Source organism: Mesotoga sp. UBA5825 (assembly GCF_002432955.1).
Lineage (GTDB): Bacteria > Thermotogota > Thermotogae > Petrotogales > Kosmotogaceae > Mesotoga.
Map to the genome: position 1 here is coordinate 1 of NZ_DJHG01000126.1, position 16,632 is coordinate 16,632.

13 protein-coding genes and 4 pseudogenes are annotated in these 16,632 nt (G+C 43.8%); 7 read left to right on the plus strand and 10 right to left on the minus strand.

Annotation, left to right across the window (positions count from 1 at the left end; translation table 11 throughout):
* The first annotated feature begins 213 nt into the window (after window positions 1-213).
* A complete protein-coding gene (locus B3N33_RS12145; RefSeq protein WP_292593484.1) occupies window positions 214-1,518 on the plus strand; it encodes an MFS transporter in 1,305 nt (434 codons plus the stop codon).
* Window positions 1,519-1,638: 120 nt separating this feature from the next.
* Here the strand turns inward: B3N33_RS12145 and B3N33_RS12150 are convergent, their stop codons facing one another.
* Window positions 1,639-3,282, minus strand: a complete 1,644-nt coding sequence (locus B3N33_RS12150; RefSeq protein WP_292593485.1) for a peptidylprolyl isomerase — start codon at window positions 3,280-3,282, stop codon at window positions 1,639-1,641.
* A gap of 68 nt (window positions 3,283-3,350) precedes the next feature.
* On the opposite strand from B3N33_RS12150, the gene B3N33_RS12155 reads away from it, so the two are divergent.
* From B3N33_RS12155 to B3N33_RS12165, 3 genes are all read left to right on the plus strand, one after another.
* On the plus strand, window positions 3,351-3,743 hold the full coding sequence (locus B3N33_RS12155; RefSeq protein ID WP_292593486.1) for a hypothetical protein: 393 nt from the start codon (window positions 3,351-3,353) through the stop codon (window positions 3,741-3,743).
* A gap of 387 nt (window positions 3,744-4,130) precedes the next feature.
* Window positions 4,131-4,772 (plus strand): hypothetical protein, encoded by a 642-nt coding sequence (locus B3N33_RS12160; RefSeq protein ID WP_292593487.1) that lies wholly within the window; start codon window positions 4,131-4,133, stop codon window positions 4,770-4,772.
* Window positions 4,769-5,587, plus strand: coding sequence for a hypothetical protein (locus B3N33_RS12165; RefSeq protein WP_292593488.1), 819 nt, complete (start codon window positions 4,769-4,771; stop codon window positions 5,585-5,587). The genes B3N33_RS12160 and B3N33_RS12165 overlap by 4 nt, the downstream gene beginning before the upstream one ends.
* A gap of 201 nt (window positions 5,588-5,788) precedes the next feature.
* On the opposite strand, the gene lpdA is transcribed toward B3N33_RS12165, so the two are convergent.
* The 7 genes and pseudogenes from lpdA to B3N33_RS12205 all read right to left on the minus strand — a co-directional run bounded on the left by lpdA (window position 5,789) and on the right by B3N33_RS12205 (window position 10,046).
* Window positions 5,789-7,150 (minus strand): dihydrolipoyl dehydrogenase, encoded by a 1,362-nt coding sequence (gene lpdA, locus B3N33_RS12170; RefSeq protein ID WP_292593489.1) that lies wholly within the window; start codon window positions 7,148-7,150, stop codon window positions 5,789-5,791.
* 62 nt (window positions 7,151-7,212) lie between these two features.
* The gene (locus B3N33_RS12175; protein WP_292593490.1) at window positions 7,213-7,722 is read right to left on the minus strand and encodes a sulfurtransferase TusA family protein; all 510 of its coding nucleotides are present in this window, start codon (window positions 7,720-7,722) and stop codon (window positions 7,213-7,215) included.
* A 70-nt stretch (window positions 7,723-7,792) separates the two neighbouring features.
* Window positions 7,793-8,056, minus strand: a complete 264-nt coding sequence (gene tusB / locus B3N33_RS12180; RefSeq protein WP_214060639.1) for a sulfurtransferase complex subunit TusB — start codon at window positions 8,054-8,056, stop codon at window positions 7,793-7,795.
* A 10-nt stretch (window positions 8,057-8,066) separates the two neighbouring features.
* Complete coding sequence (locus B3N33_RS12185) at window positions 8,067-8,423, minus strand: intracellular sulfur oxidation protein (RefSeq protein WP_292593491.1); 357 nt, start codon at window positions 8,421-8,423, stop codon at window positions 8,067-8,069.
* A 9-nt stretch (window positions 8,424-8,432) separates the two neighbouring features.
* Window positions 8,433-8,789 (minus strand): DsrE/DsrF/TusD sulfur relay family protein, encoded by a 357-nt coding sequence (locus B3N33_RS12190; protein ID WP_292593492.1) that lies wholly within the window; start codon window positions 8,787-8,789, stop codon window positions 8,433-8,435.
* Window positions 8,790-8,799: 10 nt separating this feature from the next.
* A pseudogene (locus B3N33_RS12200) lies at window positions 8,800-9,788 on the minus strand (YeeE/YedE family protein).
* Window positions 9,789-9,806: 18 nt separating this feature from the next.
* Window positions 9,807-10,046 (minus strand): annotated as a pseudogene (locus B3N33_RS12205) (sulfurtransferase TusA family protein).
* A 248-nt stretch (window positions 10,047-10,294) separates the two neighbouring features.
* Between B3N33_RS12205 and B3N33_RS12210 the strand changes: the two are divergent.
* Together B3N33_RS12210 and B3N33_RS12215 are read left to right on the plus strand one after the other, a co-directional pair.
* Window positions 10,295-10,810, plus strand: a pseudogene (locus tag B3N33_RS12210) (cob(I)yrinic acid a,c-diamide adenosyltransferase).
* A 328-nt stretch (window positions 10,811-11,138) separates the two neighbouring features.
* On the plus strand, window positions 11,139-12,821 hold the full coding sequence (locus tag B3N33_RS12215) for an HD domain-containing phosphohydrolase (RefSeq protein WP_414674219.1): 1,683 nt from the start codon (window positions 11,139-11,141) through the stop codon (window positions 12,819-12,821).
* Window positions 12,822-13,005: 184 nt separating this feature from the next.
* Here B3N33_RS12215 and corA read toward each other — a convergent pair whose 3' ends face one another.
* Complete coding sequence (gene corA / locus B3N33_RS12220) at window positions 13,006-14,070, minus strand: magnesium/cobalt transporter CorA (RefSeq protein WP_292593496.1); 1,065 nt, start codon at window positions 14,068-14,070, stop codon at window positions 13,006-13,008.
* Between the two features lie 330 nt (window positions 14,071-14,400).
* Here corA and B3N33_RS12225 point away from each other — a divergent pair.
* Window positions 14,401-16,012, plus strand: a pseudogene (locus B3N33_RS12225) (dipeptidase).
* A gap of 19 nt (window positions 16,013-16,031) precedes the next feature.
* On the opposite strand, the gene B3N33_RS12230 reads toward B3N33_RS12225, so the two are convergent.
* Window positions 16,032-16,613, minus strand: coding sequence for a flavin reductase family protein (locus B3N33_RS12230; protein WP_292593498.1), 582 nt, complete (start codon window positions 16,611-16,613; stop codon window positions 16,032-16,034).
* Window positions 16,614-16,632 lie beyond the last annotated feature (19 nt).

Below are 16,632 nucleotides of genomic sequence, written 5' to 3' on the forward strand. Positions count from 1 at the left end.
ACTTTTCGGGAACTTAGGATACCATACAGACTCTAGCACTGTTCGAAAGCAGACATCTTCATAATCATTTGATAATCATAACTGAATTTGAACTATAATTAGCATTGTTTTTACTTGTAATAATCTTTATTAAATCACAACTTGAGTTTGTTGCATTGTATGTGATAATATGTACTCATGATTTAATAAATTCAAGGTGGTGCGGCGAAAGATATGGGAAGGAATTTCTGGCTCTTTTCAGTTGGAAGGTTAGTTTCTCTCATAGGAAGCGGCGTTCAGGCTTTGGCAATTCCCCTATACATCCTTGACCTAACTGGTTCCGGAGCAATCATGGGCACGTTCGCAGTGATTACTATGATACCCAGGATTATCTTCGGACCAATTGCAGGCGTACTTGGTGACAGGTTCAACAGGAAACTGATAATGATCTACATGGATTTTGCCAGAGGGGCAGCTATTCTCGCCATGGCCTATATGGCAAATGCAGAAGCCCTTACAATATCTATCCTTTTCATATTTCAGCTGTTGATTTCGACACTTGATATTTCTTTCGATCCCGCAACTGCGGCAATGCTTCCGGATATTATCGAAGAAGACAAGCTCTTGAGAGGAAATTCTATCCTTGGAGCAGTGAATTCCATCTCTTATATTGTGGGACCGGCGCTGGGAGGAGTGCTCTACGGACTTTTCGGAATCGAAGTAGTGTTCATTCTGAACGGAGTGTCTTTCGTCGCATCCGCAATCAGTGAGATCTTCATAGTTTACGAACGAACAACTGAGAAATCTAGAGTCTCCGTAAAGAGTGTCTTTGTCGATATTGTTGAGGGAATCAGCTATCTCAGAAGAATAAAGGGACTGATGATGGTTCTGATATTTGCTATGGTATCGAATTTCCTTTTGGCACCGGTGTTTACGGTTGTGTTCCCGTTTTTCGCGCGAACTGTGGTCGGTTTTTCCAGTCAACAATATGGGTTCCTTCAGTCTGGATGGGTGGTTGGAGTTCTTATAGGAAACATTCTCCTGGGTACTGTTCTTTCTAAGAGAAGACAGGGAAGTCTCTTTGCAGGAGGTCTAGCAACGGAAACAGTCATCAATTTCATTCTGGCAGCTTTCTTCTTTCCTTACTTCATGAATCTTTTTGGCGGCGCTTCATGGTTATATTTTGCAGCACTTGGAGTGCCGATTCTCGTGATGGGAGTATTTAATGCATTTGTTAACACCCCGCTTCAAACTCTGTTTCACCGGATTGTTCCTACTAGCTACAGATCCAGGGTGTTCTCCGTGATCTCAATTCTCGCTCAGATTGCAACTCCTTTAGGTTCTGCGATCTTTGGTTTTGCTGTTGATCGATTCCCTGTCCATTATCTTGTGCTCTTGTCATGCATTGGCAACGCTATTCTAACTATCGTATTTCTGATGAAGGGCATGTCGAGACTCTTCGAAGAAAAGAGAACAGATAACAGCAACGGCTCAAAGGGAAAGGCAGTCGAGCCTGTGAGAGAAGGAATTGGTGCGTAGGTTCTTTAAGTATCATCGTAGCCATCCCCAGATTCCTCTGCGCTTGACAGGCTGAAGCAAAATCGGTAAAAGAAGAACCGGAGCTTGATTCTCCGGTTCTTCACTCATATTGATGAAGGCTTAGTCTGTTGCGCTCTGGCTGTCCCTTTCTGCAGCAAGGTATTCCAGTTCTGAGATTATTGAATCGATCTCTAACTGAGCTTCTTCAGAAGGATCGACTTCCATTAGCGCTTCCATGTAAGTGAGCCTTTTGCTGAGCTTCTCTTCAATCCAGTCTGGGCTGTAGTCAAGATCTAGAGATAGAGAGTTGTTCCTTATCAAAATGTAAAGAATATCTGCTCTGACTTCCGGAGACATTTCCCTTTCTAACGTGGCTTCCAGTCCCGATTCGATTTCATCAATTGTACTGAAGACATAATCTACGAAACTTTGCCCGTAGTTGCTCAGCTGCTGCTGAAGAAGCTGTTGATTCATGAACGTCATTTCTAGTTCCTCTAGCCAGGAGTTGTAATAAGCAGCCGCAACTTCAGGAACGTTGCTATCAAGCTCATACATCATCTGGACAATCATGCCTCGCTTCTCTCCTATCTCAAACAAGGACCTTATGGCCACTTCGTAGTCAATACTCTCGGTGTATCCCAACATTTGAGACAACTCGATGTAGACAGCGTACTCCACGGGTGAGACCTGCGAAGATGAGTCTCCTTCACCGAAGACTTTCGCGGCAACTTCGACGAAGAATTCATTAGCCGACTCTTCTGTCCCTATAGCTTCCACGTATTCCTTGTAGAACAGCAGTTCACCATCAAGTATCACATAGTCAAAGTTGTTTTCGCTTATGTACCTCTCTAACCAACGATTGTAAGAATCGTTCTGATAACCTGAAACGAAATCATTATATCTGGGAGAGCTCACCATATCGGCCAGACTGTTAATCTCTGTTCTCTCTTCAACGATTATTAAGTGAAAACCAAACTCGCTTTTTACAGGACCGTAAAGCTTACCTATTGGTGCGGTAAGGATAGCTTCTTCAAACTCCGGCACAGTTTGCCCTCTTTGCAGCGATCCAAGCTCCCCACCATTGGCAGCCGTTCCTGAATCAATGGAGTAATGAAGGGCAGCTTCGCCAAAAGTGATTTCTCCACTTTCGATTCTACTCATGAGCTCAGTAGCAGTGGATTCATCGGTCACAAGAATGTGTCGTGCCCTAATCGTTTCATACTGGTTCTTGATTTCGGTCCTGAACTCCTCGAAGTAAACCGATAGAGCTTCTTCAGTAAGCGGAGCAACCGAATTCTGAACGAGTTCGGCCTTGAGGGCAGCATATACGTAACTCCTCATTTCATCTTTGAAGGTCTCAAGCGAGCCGTAGATAGTCTCAATTTGCTCGATCAGCCCAGGATTCGATGTGTACATCTCCATCATTGTATCCGTTTCGGCCTCAACTTCTTCATCAGAAGGAAGAAGATTGTTTTCCTCTGCATAGAAATCGATGAGCTTCTGGTCAACTATGTATGGTATTATCATCGTTTTTAGACCGATCTCGCTAGGGATGTAATAGCTATCGAAATACGGATCAAGAGTAATCCCCTGGCTACTTGCGTTCGCAACAGTCGCGCCAAATGCCTGTTCGATTTCTTCTCTGGTTATCCAAAACTCTTCTGGAACGTCTTCCCCATCTTTGGTAATCCTAACGGCGTACTCTGTTCCGAGCAGGGTCAGTGAGAAAATCGCCATCAGGAAAACTAGTAGTAACTTCTTCAAAATCATTCCCCCTCGTGTATTAGGTACATTCATGATAACATTTCATAGGAAATGGTGTGCCACGAGAGGTGAATATTTTGAGAAAGAGTGATCTTGATCTTGAAAGGCTTCACGCAACGTCCTGGAAATGGTTGAATTCAGAAGAAGCGGAATTGTCCGGAGGGGAGAATTCGAGGCAACCTCAAGCCTTGTATTTCTTTGCCGACGAAAGGAACAAATCCTTCTGCAGAAGGTACAATAGGGAAGTGAATTTCAGGAGAGACGTTGAGGACATAGGGCTTTGCGATAAGTGTGGAATGAGATTTCGGACTTACAGAGCAGCTCAAATCTGTGTATTTGCACCAGCTGAATCTTATTATACAATCGATACACGTGATGAAGCGAAGGCAATCGAGGAATTTCCTGACAAGGATCTTGCGGAAAAGGGAGTAAGCGACTTCGAGAGCAAGAGCTGGCAATAAAAGCTTTCTAATTTGAGTATTCGGACTATCTTTATTCTCGTGGGCCCGTAATGCATCATAATTAGATCTACTCAAGAGAGGCCTTGGAAGAAGATAAAAAATGTGTTAAAATAAATAGTGTAATTTTGTGAATAAATGTTCTTGGTTCGCACCGAAATATTTTTTGGTCAAATAGTATAGTTTATTTTTATCTTTAATCTTGATCTTTATTTTTATCTTTAATCTTGCGGAATTTAAGCTTATCATTGATTTATTTGCTTTCTGGAGGCTGACGGTGAAGAACTTAACGACGGTGCTTATTATGGGGGTGGTCTCCTCTTTTCGCCTTCAGACATGTCGATCTCGCATTTGGGAAAAGGAACTCTGATTGCGTTTCAGGATCTTAGAATGGAGTGGACACCTGAAGAAGGTTCTTCTATTGCAGAGAGAAACTTTGGTTACCTCTATATCAAATCCATAGATGTGACAGGCATTGAATATGAGTATCTGATTTACGATTCGGAAGGTACAATCATCAAGCGCGTTGACTCTGTTTTTCACCCGGTTTCTGAAGGATCTCAGGATTTCTCGAGTTTATCCGATACTGATTTGTTCTCCGGTGCCTTATATCATTCTGGTGCCGGCGTGCACAATCCAAATATTAGCGATGGATATCTTCTAACCTTTAGACACGATATACCAGATGAAGAGAACTCCGGCCCTCATTCCTTCAGAAAAGTTCTTTTCAGAGTCCAGCAACCGCCAGTGGTTTCTTCAACCAGATTTCCAAGAGGCGTCATTGCAATTAGCAATTCTGTGCCCAGATCGCTTGTGATCAACTCTTCTCTTCTTGTACAAGAGCCCTGTGAATCGGAAAACCAAATAGTGTTTTCGAAGACGTCTTTTATCCCTCACTTCTCTCTCGGTGATTACATTTTTGACACAATGAACGACTCTTTCAGAAGAGTTATTTCAGTGAATGATACCGACCCTTCAAAAGTAACACTAGGAACTGAAGAAGCTTTTGTGGAAGAGGCGCTGGCACTTTGATACTGAACATTGAGGGTGATGTATCAGAAATCGTACAGAAATTTGGAACTGAAGGAGATCGTGCCTTTGCAGAGAGTGTAACAACAAACCTGATCACAAAGGAATGGGATGTATCAATCATTGACAAGGATGAGATGAAGGCTGCAATCAAGAACAAACTGATCCTTGACGCAAATATCAGTCTTGATTTTCATCTTTCTTTGAACAAATTCAGCTCTAATGGAACGTTTCGCTTTCCGGCAACACTCTCTTCGATACTCGAGATAGTTGGAGAGGAAGGGTTTGAGACTGGACAAACGAAGAAAATTGCTGAACCACAGGTAAGCATTAGCGTATGCGGAATCCCCGTAAAAATCAGCGTACCGATTGAGCTGTTCTATGAAACATATGAAATGGAAGCAAAAGTCGCAAGCATTGATCTTCAATTCGGTCCCGAGATTCGGATTTCTCCGAAGTTTCATTATGAAGTCGAGGCAAAGTTCAACTTCCACGGTGCTCATGGAAATAGCTATTCAACGGGTTCTATAGATCACAATGCAACCTTTGTTGATAAGATCGAATTTGACGGATCCCCTGAGATAGTAGGAAAGTTTGGCTTCAGGTTTTATCCGGGAATAACTATTGCTTGTGTCCTTCGTCCGGAGATGGAGATGCCAGTCGGTTTTTCTGCAAGAGTAAACGAAACTAAGGCTGAACTCGATTTTGAGACTGTGGGCCATATAATGATTAAACTGGATCTGAGGTTTTACAAGCATACTTTTGCTAAGACAGAGGTCTTCAGCCAGACGAAGAATATTTATTCAAAAGAGTTTTAAGCCTGTTCAGAATCCTTTTGATAATATTCATCTATTTACTGCTTAAAGATTTAGAGAAAGGAACCTTACGAAAAGGCTGAAGAGCCATAATCAAGAAATCAAGGTTGTAGAGAAGAGCAAAGAATTTCCAGCATCAGAAAAGTAAATGTGGGCATCCCAAAGCATTGACTGTAAAGGGATGCCCCTAACTAAGGAACTACTTTAGATATGGATGCTCATTCCATCAATACCCTCCAGGGCACCAAGTACTGTCTCTGATAGCGTAGGATGAGGATGTATTGAGTTCTCAAGTTCTTCTACCGTTAGACCGTTCTTGACTGCTATTACCCCTTCCATTATTAGCTCTGTAGCTGAAGGAGAAACTATACTCATACCAAGAACCTTTCCACTTTCCTTATCTGCTATTACCTTCACAAACCCAGTGTTTTCTAGTACAGTCCTTGCTCTACCATTTGCGCTCAAAGGGAATTTTGCGATACTTACTTTCTCCATGTCTTCGATGTCGTCTTCCCTTATCCCGGTTGATCCTACCTCTGGGCTGGAAAAAATAATCGAGGGAACTGCCGAGTAATCCATTTCCATTTCTTCTCCAGCAATGTTGTGAGCCGCTACTATCCCCTCGTAGCTGGCCACGTGAGCAAGCATTATTCCGGCTCTTATGTCGCCAATAGCATAAATGCCCTTAATGTTTGTCTGCATTCGGCTGTTCGTAATGACTCCTCTTTCAATTTCGAGGCCAAGATTTCTTACGTCTTCGCTAATGGTCGGTCTCCTACCGACTGCGACAAGAACTTTCTCAGCCTGGAGTGAGAGCTCCTGTTCACCTTCGGCATTCAGAATGAAGGTACATTCCTCCTTCTCCACCTCTGTCACCTTTGTTCTCTCTATTATCTCTACTCCTTGCCTTGTCAATGACTTTCGAATATCGTCGGCAACATCTTTATCCTCGTATGGAAGGATATGGTCTGCAAGTTCGACGATAGTAGTCTTCACTCCGAATGAACTGAAGAATGTTGCAAACTCAACTCCTATAACACCACCGCCAACAATTACTAGACTTTCTGGCATTTCTTCCATTCGAAAAACGTCGTTGCTTGTCCAGATTCCTTCGACTTCACTGAATGGCCTAAACATGGAGGGTTCGGATCCACTTGCGATAACAATATTATTCGTATCCAGAATCTCCCCTCTCTGCTCCAGGAGGACGTGCTTTGCATCCTTAATCACAGCTGTGTCATTGAAGAAATCAACTTCGTTTTTCTTCAAGAGGTGTTCAATCCCTTTTCTAGACATCGTGATCGTTCTATTCATGTGAGCCATGATCTTCTTCAGATCATAATCAAGATCGGATACTTCGATTCCAAGTCTCTTTGACTTGTCGGCTATCTCGGTATACAAATGGGCCGAAGTCAGCATCGCTTTTGTTGGAATGCAGCCCCAGTTTGTGCACGTCCCACCGAGATATTCCTTTTCAACGAGCGCAACTCTCTTACCCAGCTGAGCAATTCTTATTGCACAAACATAACCGCCAGGCCCACCACCAATTACAACCGCATCAAGCATTTTCTCTCCTCCTCATATATATCTTTATATCACCGTATTTATCAGATATCTTTTTGATTATCTCATGGCCCTCTTTCTGAATAGACACAGGAATTCTCTCCCCCCGAGAGCGGATAGTCTACAATAACAAGCAATACCTCTCCAGGGCTCATGTTTTCCAGAGTCTTTCTTGCTTGAATATCCGGAATTGGACAAGATTCGCCTCTCATATCGAGAAGCTGGTCAGGCTCGATGACATCAAGCTCGCCCCCCAGATAATAACTGCATATTCTCTCAGAGCAGGAAATTGGCTTGAATCCCTTAAGTTCCGTTATGAAGGAGATCGCCTCATCAAGCATTCTGAAAATGTGTGGAGAACTGAAGTCGAATCTCTCAACGCCATGCAAATGTCTTGAAGTAAGTATCCCAAGCTTCTTCATTTGCTGCAGATGTCTGTATACAGTTGACAAATCTATTTGAAGTAGCGACGCAATTTCTGAAGCAGTTAGGAAGTTGTCCATAAGCATCGTAACTATTTCAATTCTCGTCTGATTTGAGAAAGTGCGAAACAAATCCGGAAGCTTTAATGGCATCCCAAATCCCTCCCGTAGAAAGAGGTGCACGTCTGAACGAAGTGCACCTCCCAAATCACACTATAATAGCCTAACCTATTGACTTCTCACATTCCTCAACTATGTCAATGAAGCCTTCATAAGTTATCAGAGGCACGGTAACGTCATCAACTGAGTATCCCCTGGCCTCAACATCGTCCTTAATAGCAAAGACCTCCGCCTCTGTGGTCAATTCCTTTAGTCCCCAAAAAACACCGTCCTGAATTAGGACAACCTTGTCCCCATCTTTCGCCGCACTGATCTTGATTCTATCGGCAGAATTATTGGGCCCGTTTTTCACTACTATTAAATACATACCAGACACCTCACATGAAGATTACATTGTCAAACTTGTGGAAGAACTCTCCGATATCGGCTTCAGCTATTAATTGTGCATTGAAACTCTCTTCGATTTCATTTACTTTCAGTTTTTCCATATGTTCTTTGACACCATAAACTGCTGTCTCGTACCTCTTGATAAACCTAAAACACATGGAGATCGAGAGCAGGCCAAGACATTCAGGCTTAGTCTTCTTTGAAAGAGCAACAGTTGCCTCTTCCATCAAAAGAACGGATGGCTCAATATCTTCGCCATACATTCCAAATGCAGTCCTAAAGGCTTCATTGACCCAAATAGAGCCTGCTGGCGCCTGATAAACAACAAACAGGATCTTCTTATCCATAGCAGCACCTCACGCCATCAGGTTAACAAACCTGTCGCTGTTGTAAATCAATGAAGCCAGTTCGGGAAGACCACTTGGATTTGAACCTTCGATAATCATATCCTTGGTTACACCTCTGTAGTCCATACAGATTCCGCAAATCTCCACTTTCAAACCCTTCTCTTGTATTAGCGATTCGAGTTTTCGTGGAATGTCTCTATCTATCCTTATCGGTTTGACTTTGCTGTTAACGGATAGTATTGAATCGGCAAAGAGGAAAACCGTCACTTCGTGGCCTTTATCAGGTCCTGCTTCCGCGATCTTAATTGCTGTGTCAAGATCCTCATATGAATACGGTGGTGCAAAAACCTGGATTGTAATCTTCAAATCAGATGCCTCACTTTCTGTAAAGTATGTAAGCCATTGTCCAGTTGCCGAGAATAAGGAAGACACTTGCGATTATTGACGAAATGGCAAGAGTTGGAAGTCCGGAAAGGAAATGCCCGATATTACATCCACCGGCAAGGTTAGCTCCTGCTCCCATCATTGTTCCACCTATCATAACCACGAGATAAGTCTTCGGATTCTTCGGCATCCTCAACTTGAATTCTCTCGCTATTACTGACGCAATGAGTGCTCCCAGGATTATTCCGATTATTTCGTACCCATCCCATCTCAGTGGCTGATTACTGATGTAGGAGTCAAATATGAGACCCAACCACCGGTGATACCAATTCCATAATTTCGACCAGCAGCCTCGCTCGTTATCCATGCAATGGGAGAAAGAACAGCGAGAGATACCGCAGCAACTTTCCAGTTGAACTTAGTCTTTCTCTCCGTGGTCTTCGTGCCAAGCGTGTACCAAAGCAAGACGGCTGCTAGTATTACTGCAGAGATCCAGGGATTAACATTCAGGACTGTCGCGAGTGTGGGCCCTACCTTGTCAAAATATACGGAAGAATTCCCATCAACTGTTATGTTAAATTGGGCCGCCCACGTCCTTATGGGTGAAAACACTCCTCCTCTCATTGCCATAGCTCCTATACCGTAAAAGACCGCGGCTATCATTGCGGTTGTCATTCCCTCTCCGGACCTATAAGTAACACCTGAGGCACATCCACCGGCGAGAACCATTCCCAGCCCAAATACATAGGCACCAACAATATTCCCAAACAGATTAAGCGTCGGAGGAGCAATCCTTATCCAGCCCATCTGAGCCACAAAGAGAACGGTGATCATCTGTAACCCGACTGCAAGAAAACCCAGTTTCCAAAGGTAATTATCCTTAAATAACAAAACGTCCCTAAAAGCCGAGTTGAAACACACTCTGCCTCTTTGAAGAATGATTCCAAAAACGAGACCAACTAATAGACCCGTCCAGGCCATGTCATCTCACCCCTTTTTTCACTTTACTTTGATGTAGATCTTCCACTCGCTGTTCCCGACTTCCTCGATTTCGAGAACTTCGTGTCCCATTCCCTTGACTGCCTCGGGAATTCTCTCTTTCGACATGGCATAGTCAATCCAAACCTCGAGTATCTCTCCGGCTTTCATCTTCTTCAGAGCCCTCTTGGTTTCAACATCCGGTACTGGACAGACTTCTCCTCTTACGTCAACAGACTTAGTTACTTAATACTTCGCCATTTTCATACCTCCTGTAATGTGATTTATTTCACATATTGGTCAACTTAGTAACTCAGCAGCTGCTCATCATGAATTTCCAGCCAAATCTACTATTTGAAAAGCGGAACTTCACGAGTTCATAAATGCTACTAATGTCGATTACCCTACCATTCCATTCCAACTTGGTTACCAACTCGTTCGCAAAACATTCACAAACCCTCATTGCTTTCGAAGTAGAATACCACTAACTCACGATCGGGGGGGTCACTATTGAAAAGGGTTACATTCATATCTATACGGGAAATGGTAAAGGAAAGACCACTGCAGCTATTGGTCTTGCGATAAGAGCATGTATGGCGGGCGAGAGGGTCTTCATCGGTCAGTTCATAAAGGGTATGAAATACAGTGAACAAGCGCTATCGAATTATATCGACGGAATAACCATTGAACAGTTTGGAAGGAAATGATTCATTAGAGAAAATCCTGAAGTAGAGGATCTTGAAGCTGCTCGCACTGGTCTTGCAAGATCCCGAGATGTTTTGCGCAGTGAACGGTTCGGTGTCGTTATTCTTGACGAGATATTCATTGCTTGCCATTACAGATTGGTAACAGTAGAGGATATTGCGAAGCTTTTTGAGATGAAACCCGCAAACGTCGAACTTGTTCTGACTGGCAGAAATGCTCCGGCCGAGATTTTTGAGAAGGCAGACCTCGTCACTGAAATGAGAGAGATTAAGCATTATTACCATAGGGGAGTTGAAGCTAGAAAGGGGATAGAGTATTGAGCAAGGCAACTGGACAAGAAGTCAATTATGGCCGGTTCAGGCAATAATTCTTGATTTGAACGCAATCTGCTTGGAGACTCAAAAGGATCTCTGATACCGCGCTGCCATTATTCAGAAGACCCTTCTGTGATCCTATCAAGTTTTTCTTTTACGAAATTACTCATCAAACGTGCGCTGCATTCCTCGAAGGATAAAGATGAAGGATTACACTGGAAAGAGATTTCAAAAGTGACGCAAATGGTGTTAGAATCTTTAGTGATAGAGAAGCACCACGAAACGCGCTTGATGTTCAAACCAACGCTCGAACTTATTATTGTGAGAATGAGGGATGAATACCTTGTCTGCATATGATTTAAAAAGGTCTTACCTTGACCTTATTGATGAAGCGGTCATATTCGTTGATGAATTTGGGAAGATCACCTTTCAAAACTCTGCTTCGCAACGGCACTTTGGAGATGTAGTTGGAAGGATTTATGAAACTCTTTTTGGTTCTGACGATATCTGCGTAGATGATAATGGAGGAATCTGGAGCGTTCTCTCTCACCACGACAATAACGAACAAGGCGAAGTGAAGATTCTGAAAAAAGCAAAGAAGGTATATCTTGATCCAACGGTCACAGAAGTAAGGACAAATACAATTCCCTCATACAGCAAAGCAATCTCAAGAAAAGGTTTTTCGCAGTTCTCAAGTAGGAATTATTCTCATGACGGTGAGAATTATCGAAGCACAGTTTTCAAAAAGATTTTTGAAGAACAGACTTCAGGTATTGCAATCTTCTCTTTTGACAGAACTTGTGAGACAATAGTCCCGGTTTTGAAGAACCTTGCTTTCGAAACAGACCGTCTTGCACGCCTTCCGGTACTGGAAGGCATTCCGCTTGGCAGACCTATTAGCAAAGCCGATTACCTTTTCCTTGAGGCGTTGAGAAGGGTTGCAAAAACGGGAAGAGAAGAGACTATATCGCTTTCGGAGGGAGAATACTTCGAAGAAGTTCTGATTAGGCTTCTTTCAGACCGGCAGCTGGTCAGTATCCACAGAGAGAAGACGACGGAAGCTAGAGCAATAGCGAAGCTTCACACTGCAAAGTGCATCCTGGATTCATCTAGTGAGGCCATACTCTCGACTGACGAACAGGGCAGGATAATCTTCATTAGTAAATCTGCCGAGAAACTTTTTGGAAGAAGGAGAGAGCAATTACTCGGTGAAAAAGCGTTCAGATTCATAAGGGACTCAGGAGATCAAATCAGAGAGATTCCCTTTCTCAAATCAGGTATTGGCGAAAAACGGCTTCTAAGTATTCATAAAGAAGATGGCTCTACCTTGCAAGTCTCGGCTCTCGTGAGAACGATAAGAGATTCCCGCGAAGGGGCAGACACAGCGCTCGTCATCTATTCATTTGCTGATCACGAAGATCAGAATTTGATTCCGGAGTCTGCGGAAAGAACTATCAAGAGCTTAATTGAGACACTTTCAACAGTGGTAGAGGTAAGGGATCCCTACACGGCCGGTCATCAGAGGCGGGTCAGCAAACTTGCTACTGCAATTGCCATTGAAATGGGGCTCAGCCCAGATCGACTGGACTCGGTCAGAGAAGGTGCTCTTCTGCACGACATCGGGAAGATCTCCGTGCCAACAGAAATTCTGAGCAAGCCGGGCAGATTGACGGAGAATGAATGGTCCCTTATTCAGAACCACAGTGAAGCCGGTTTCAGGATGCTTGAGAGAATTGAGTTACCGTGGCCAATATCAAGCATCGTACGTCAACATCATGAAAGACTGGACGGCTCAGGATATCCCCAGGGATTGAAAGGAAGAGAGATCCCATTTGAGACCAGAATAGTTTCGGTCGCGGACGTATTTGAAGCGATCGTCTCTCACAGACCCTACAGGCCAGCTCATGAAAGACTTGCCGCAATCACTGAGTTGACGCAGGGAGCGGGCAGGATTTATGACGCAGATGTAGTGGATTGTTGCCTTTCTCTAGTCAACAAAGGCTTTTCCCTTGACTGATTTTTCAGAAGTGAGCGATGAGCTTTGCTTTATTCAACCAGAAGCTCCGGTAAACCTCAAATGAATTCAGATTCAGCCGAAAGAGACATCATACCGATTTCTTCGTTTCAGTGGTTTTTCCAACACTCTTCTTGCGATATTTACGACAGACCTTAACTGAAGCTCAAAACATTTAATGCAGAAGTCATTTCCTGAACCAACCTTTCTTGTGCACCAGAAACAACATGATCGATGCCACAACTCCCATTATGACGAGAACTACAGGATATGCCCACTTGAGAGCCAGTTCTGGCATGAAATGGAAATTCATTCCGTATAGACTCGCAATAAAAGAGAGAGGGATGAAAATCGTCGATATGATAGTCAACACTTTCATGATTTCGTTCAACCTGTTGCTTGTAGAAGAAAGGTAAAGGCTCATAAGCTCTGACGCGAGGTCTCGACTCAGATCTAGCATATCAATTGACTGCATCACATGGTCGTAGACATCTCGGAAGTAAAGCATAGTCCGACTTCCGAAGTACAGACTTCCATCTCTAGCAATGCGCCCAACTGCTTCTCTAGTAGGCCATAACAACCTTTTCAAGTGAGCCAGTCTGTGCTTGATGAAGTAAAGCTCTTTAAGACTCTCTTTTGCCATCGTTTCCACCAACTGATCTTCAAGGTTTTCGAGTTCATTTCCGAGATTCTGCAACACCGGAAAGTAATTATCGACGATTGTATCGACTATTGCGTAAGCTGTGTAATCGTTGTTCATTTGTCTTATCTGGGCCTTCCTTCGAATCCTATTCCTAACAGGATCAAGAACGTCTCCGTATCTTTCTTGGAATGTAAGTACGAAAGTTTCGCCTACGAAGAGACTCACCTGCTCCGAAATCAGATTGTTATCTTCCATCCTCAGCATGGGAAGGCATAGAAAGACACAGTTATCATACTCTTCAACTTTGGGGATCTGCGGGACGTTCGTTATATCTTCAAGTGCAAGCGGATGAAGAGAAAAAATGTCACCAAGCTTTCGAATAGTAGACTCATCTCCCAATCCCTGTACATCGATCCAGTGAATCTTCTCTTTCTCTAAGACAACGGACTGAAGCCCGGTCAAATCATCAACAATCTCTTCTCTCAATGAATTCGAATCAAATTCGATAAGTCTTATTCTTGGGTAAGGCGATTCTTCATCTATACTTAGAGTTCCCGGAACTGAACCCAATGGGGGTTTCCTCTTACTGAAGAGACCTTTCTGATTCATTGCATACCTCCTTGATGACAGAAATATCCACTCATTGCAAAGAGTTATTACCCTTTGATTCTAGCACTGACTGTCTGAATTGATTTCTTACAAGCCGTCTAAGTCTACCAAAAAAGAGACAAGAAAAGAAGTTCCTTTATCTTCTGCTGTAGGAGTATATTTGATGGTAGGCAGAAACCAAGATTCAGTACTTGCCTTTCAAACCAAGTGAGGTGAATTGCTTTGAAAGTCTTGAGTGTCTTTGGTGCAATTCTAGTTCTGACTTTGGCATCAGCTTCCTTTGCCTGTACTACTCTTATTGTGACAAAGGGTGCGAGTGTCGATGGATCTATGATTGTTGCTCATTCAGACGACAACGACCTTGCCGATCAAAGAATCGTCTTCGTGCCTGCTAGAGACCATGAACCAGGCTCGTTCAGACCTGTATACTGCACTGCAGTCGCAATTGGGGAGTTTCCTCAGTACAACAGCTTCATCTATCCGCGAATTGTATCTGCAAGAGCATCGGCCTATGATACACCGCAATATCCTCCGTCGATTCCTATCGGAATGATTCCCCAAGTATTACATACTTATGCTTACTTTGACGGATCATACGGAATCATGAACGAACATCAGTTGATGTTCGGAGAATGCACTGATGGAGCAAAGATACAGATCGGACCTGAGCCAGGCAGAAGGATATTCTATTCCTCTGAGCTTTCTCGCGTTGCTCTCGAGCGTTGCAAAACTGCACGTGAAGCAGTTGACCTGATTGGTTTCCTCATTGAAGAATATGGCTACTACGGCACAGGAGAGACCCTTCCGGTTGCTGACCCAAACGAAGCTTGGATTATCGAGATGGCTCCTTCGCCTGAGGGCACTGGAGGATTATGGGTAGCAAAGAGAGTTCCCGACGGAGAGGTTTTTGTAGCCGCTAATCAGTTTCGAATAAGGGAAATCGATCCTGAAGATCCCGATATCCTCTTCGGGAAAACTCTTCACGAGATTGCTGAGAAACACGGCTGGTGGAACCCAGAAGAGGGGCTTCTTGACTGGCTGAGGACTGTTAGTCTAGGCGAGTACAACCATCCCTATTACTCTTTGAGAAGAGTGTGGCGCTTGTTCTCTCTGATTGCTCCCAGCATGAACTTCTCCCCGTGGGTTGAGGATGGATTCACAAGAGAGTATCCGTTCTCTGTGAAACCCGACAAGAAGCTTTCTGCAAGAGATGTAATGAACCTTTACAGAGATCACTATGAAGGAACGGAGTTCGACCTCACAAAAGGAATTGCCGCCGGCCCATTTGGTAATCCTGACAGATTCTATGGTCCATATGATGGCCAGGGAGATGTAGGGGATCCCTCCCGTAAACTTGACGGAGCTTGGGAAAGACCCGTATCGGTTACGTATTGCGGTTATACTTTCGTTTGCCAGGGAAGGGACTGGCTTCCCGATCCAATAGGAGGGTTGATGTGGATAGGGCTCGACAAGCCCGCAGACACTTGTTTCATTCCATTCTACGCAGGGGTGAATGCTCTTCCTGATTCTTTGGAAGTGTGCGACACTTCGGAGTTCAGTAGGAACAGTGCGTGGTGGGCATTCAACTTCGTTTCGAACTGGGCTTCTATGAAATACAGTTACATGCACGAGGATATCAGACTAATGCAAGAAAAATACGAGACTCTTTCTCTTTGTCGTCTTCAAGAAGCTGAGGCATACGTTGCCGCTATGACTTCCAACGGTCCGCAAGAGGTTTCTGAGNNATTTGACGAAGTTCTGCGCAAGAAACTCCGAAGAGATCATCAGGGCATGGTGGGATTTTTCGGAATACTTGATAGTAAGATACAACGATGGGTTCATAAGCGAAAAAGGGAACATGGCTCAACCTGTTGGGTATCCACAAGAATGGCTGGATCAGACCAATTGGCCTGAAGGGCCAACTTCCTACGACAGGAAATGAAACTTACCACCCCTCCGAACTATTCTGTTCCCTCTCTTGGAGGGGTGTATTTCACACCTATGTTCCATGCCTTACCGAGATGCATACCTATGGACCAATATGAATTGTCATATACTGAAAAGACAACCGGACTGATCTTCTTGATATCCGGGAGTCCATCAACTAGACATGACTCGGCGCAGTATGTCTGAACAACTTCACCAACAAAAGTTACATGCATTCCACCGAACTCGAAACTCTCGATAAGTTTGCATTCCATATTGAGTGGTGCTTCACTGATCATCGGAACTCCCACGGTCTCTCCCATGAAAGTATTGAATAGCTCCGACTTGTCAGTTGTCTTTCCGGAGTAGATCCCCATATAATCTACCCCTCTAAGCATATCAAGAGAGGGCACATTTATACTAAAGCATCCAGATTCTTCAATATTATTGCAACTCAATCTAGTCTTCGCCAAAGAAATCTGAAGCATCGGCGGCTGAACTTCCACTACCCCACAAAACGCGACAGTCGTATAATTAGGTCTTTCTTCATTCATCGTACCTATCACTACAAGAGGCATTGGGTACAGGTATATTCCCGGTCCAATTCTGTCCTTCAACTACACTCACCGTTCCTTC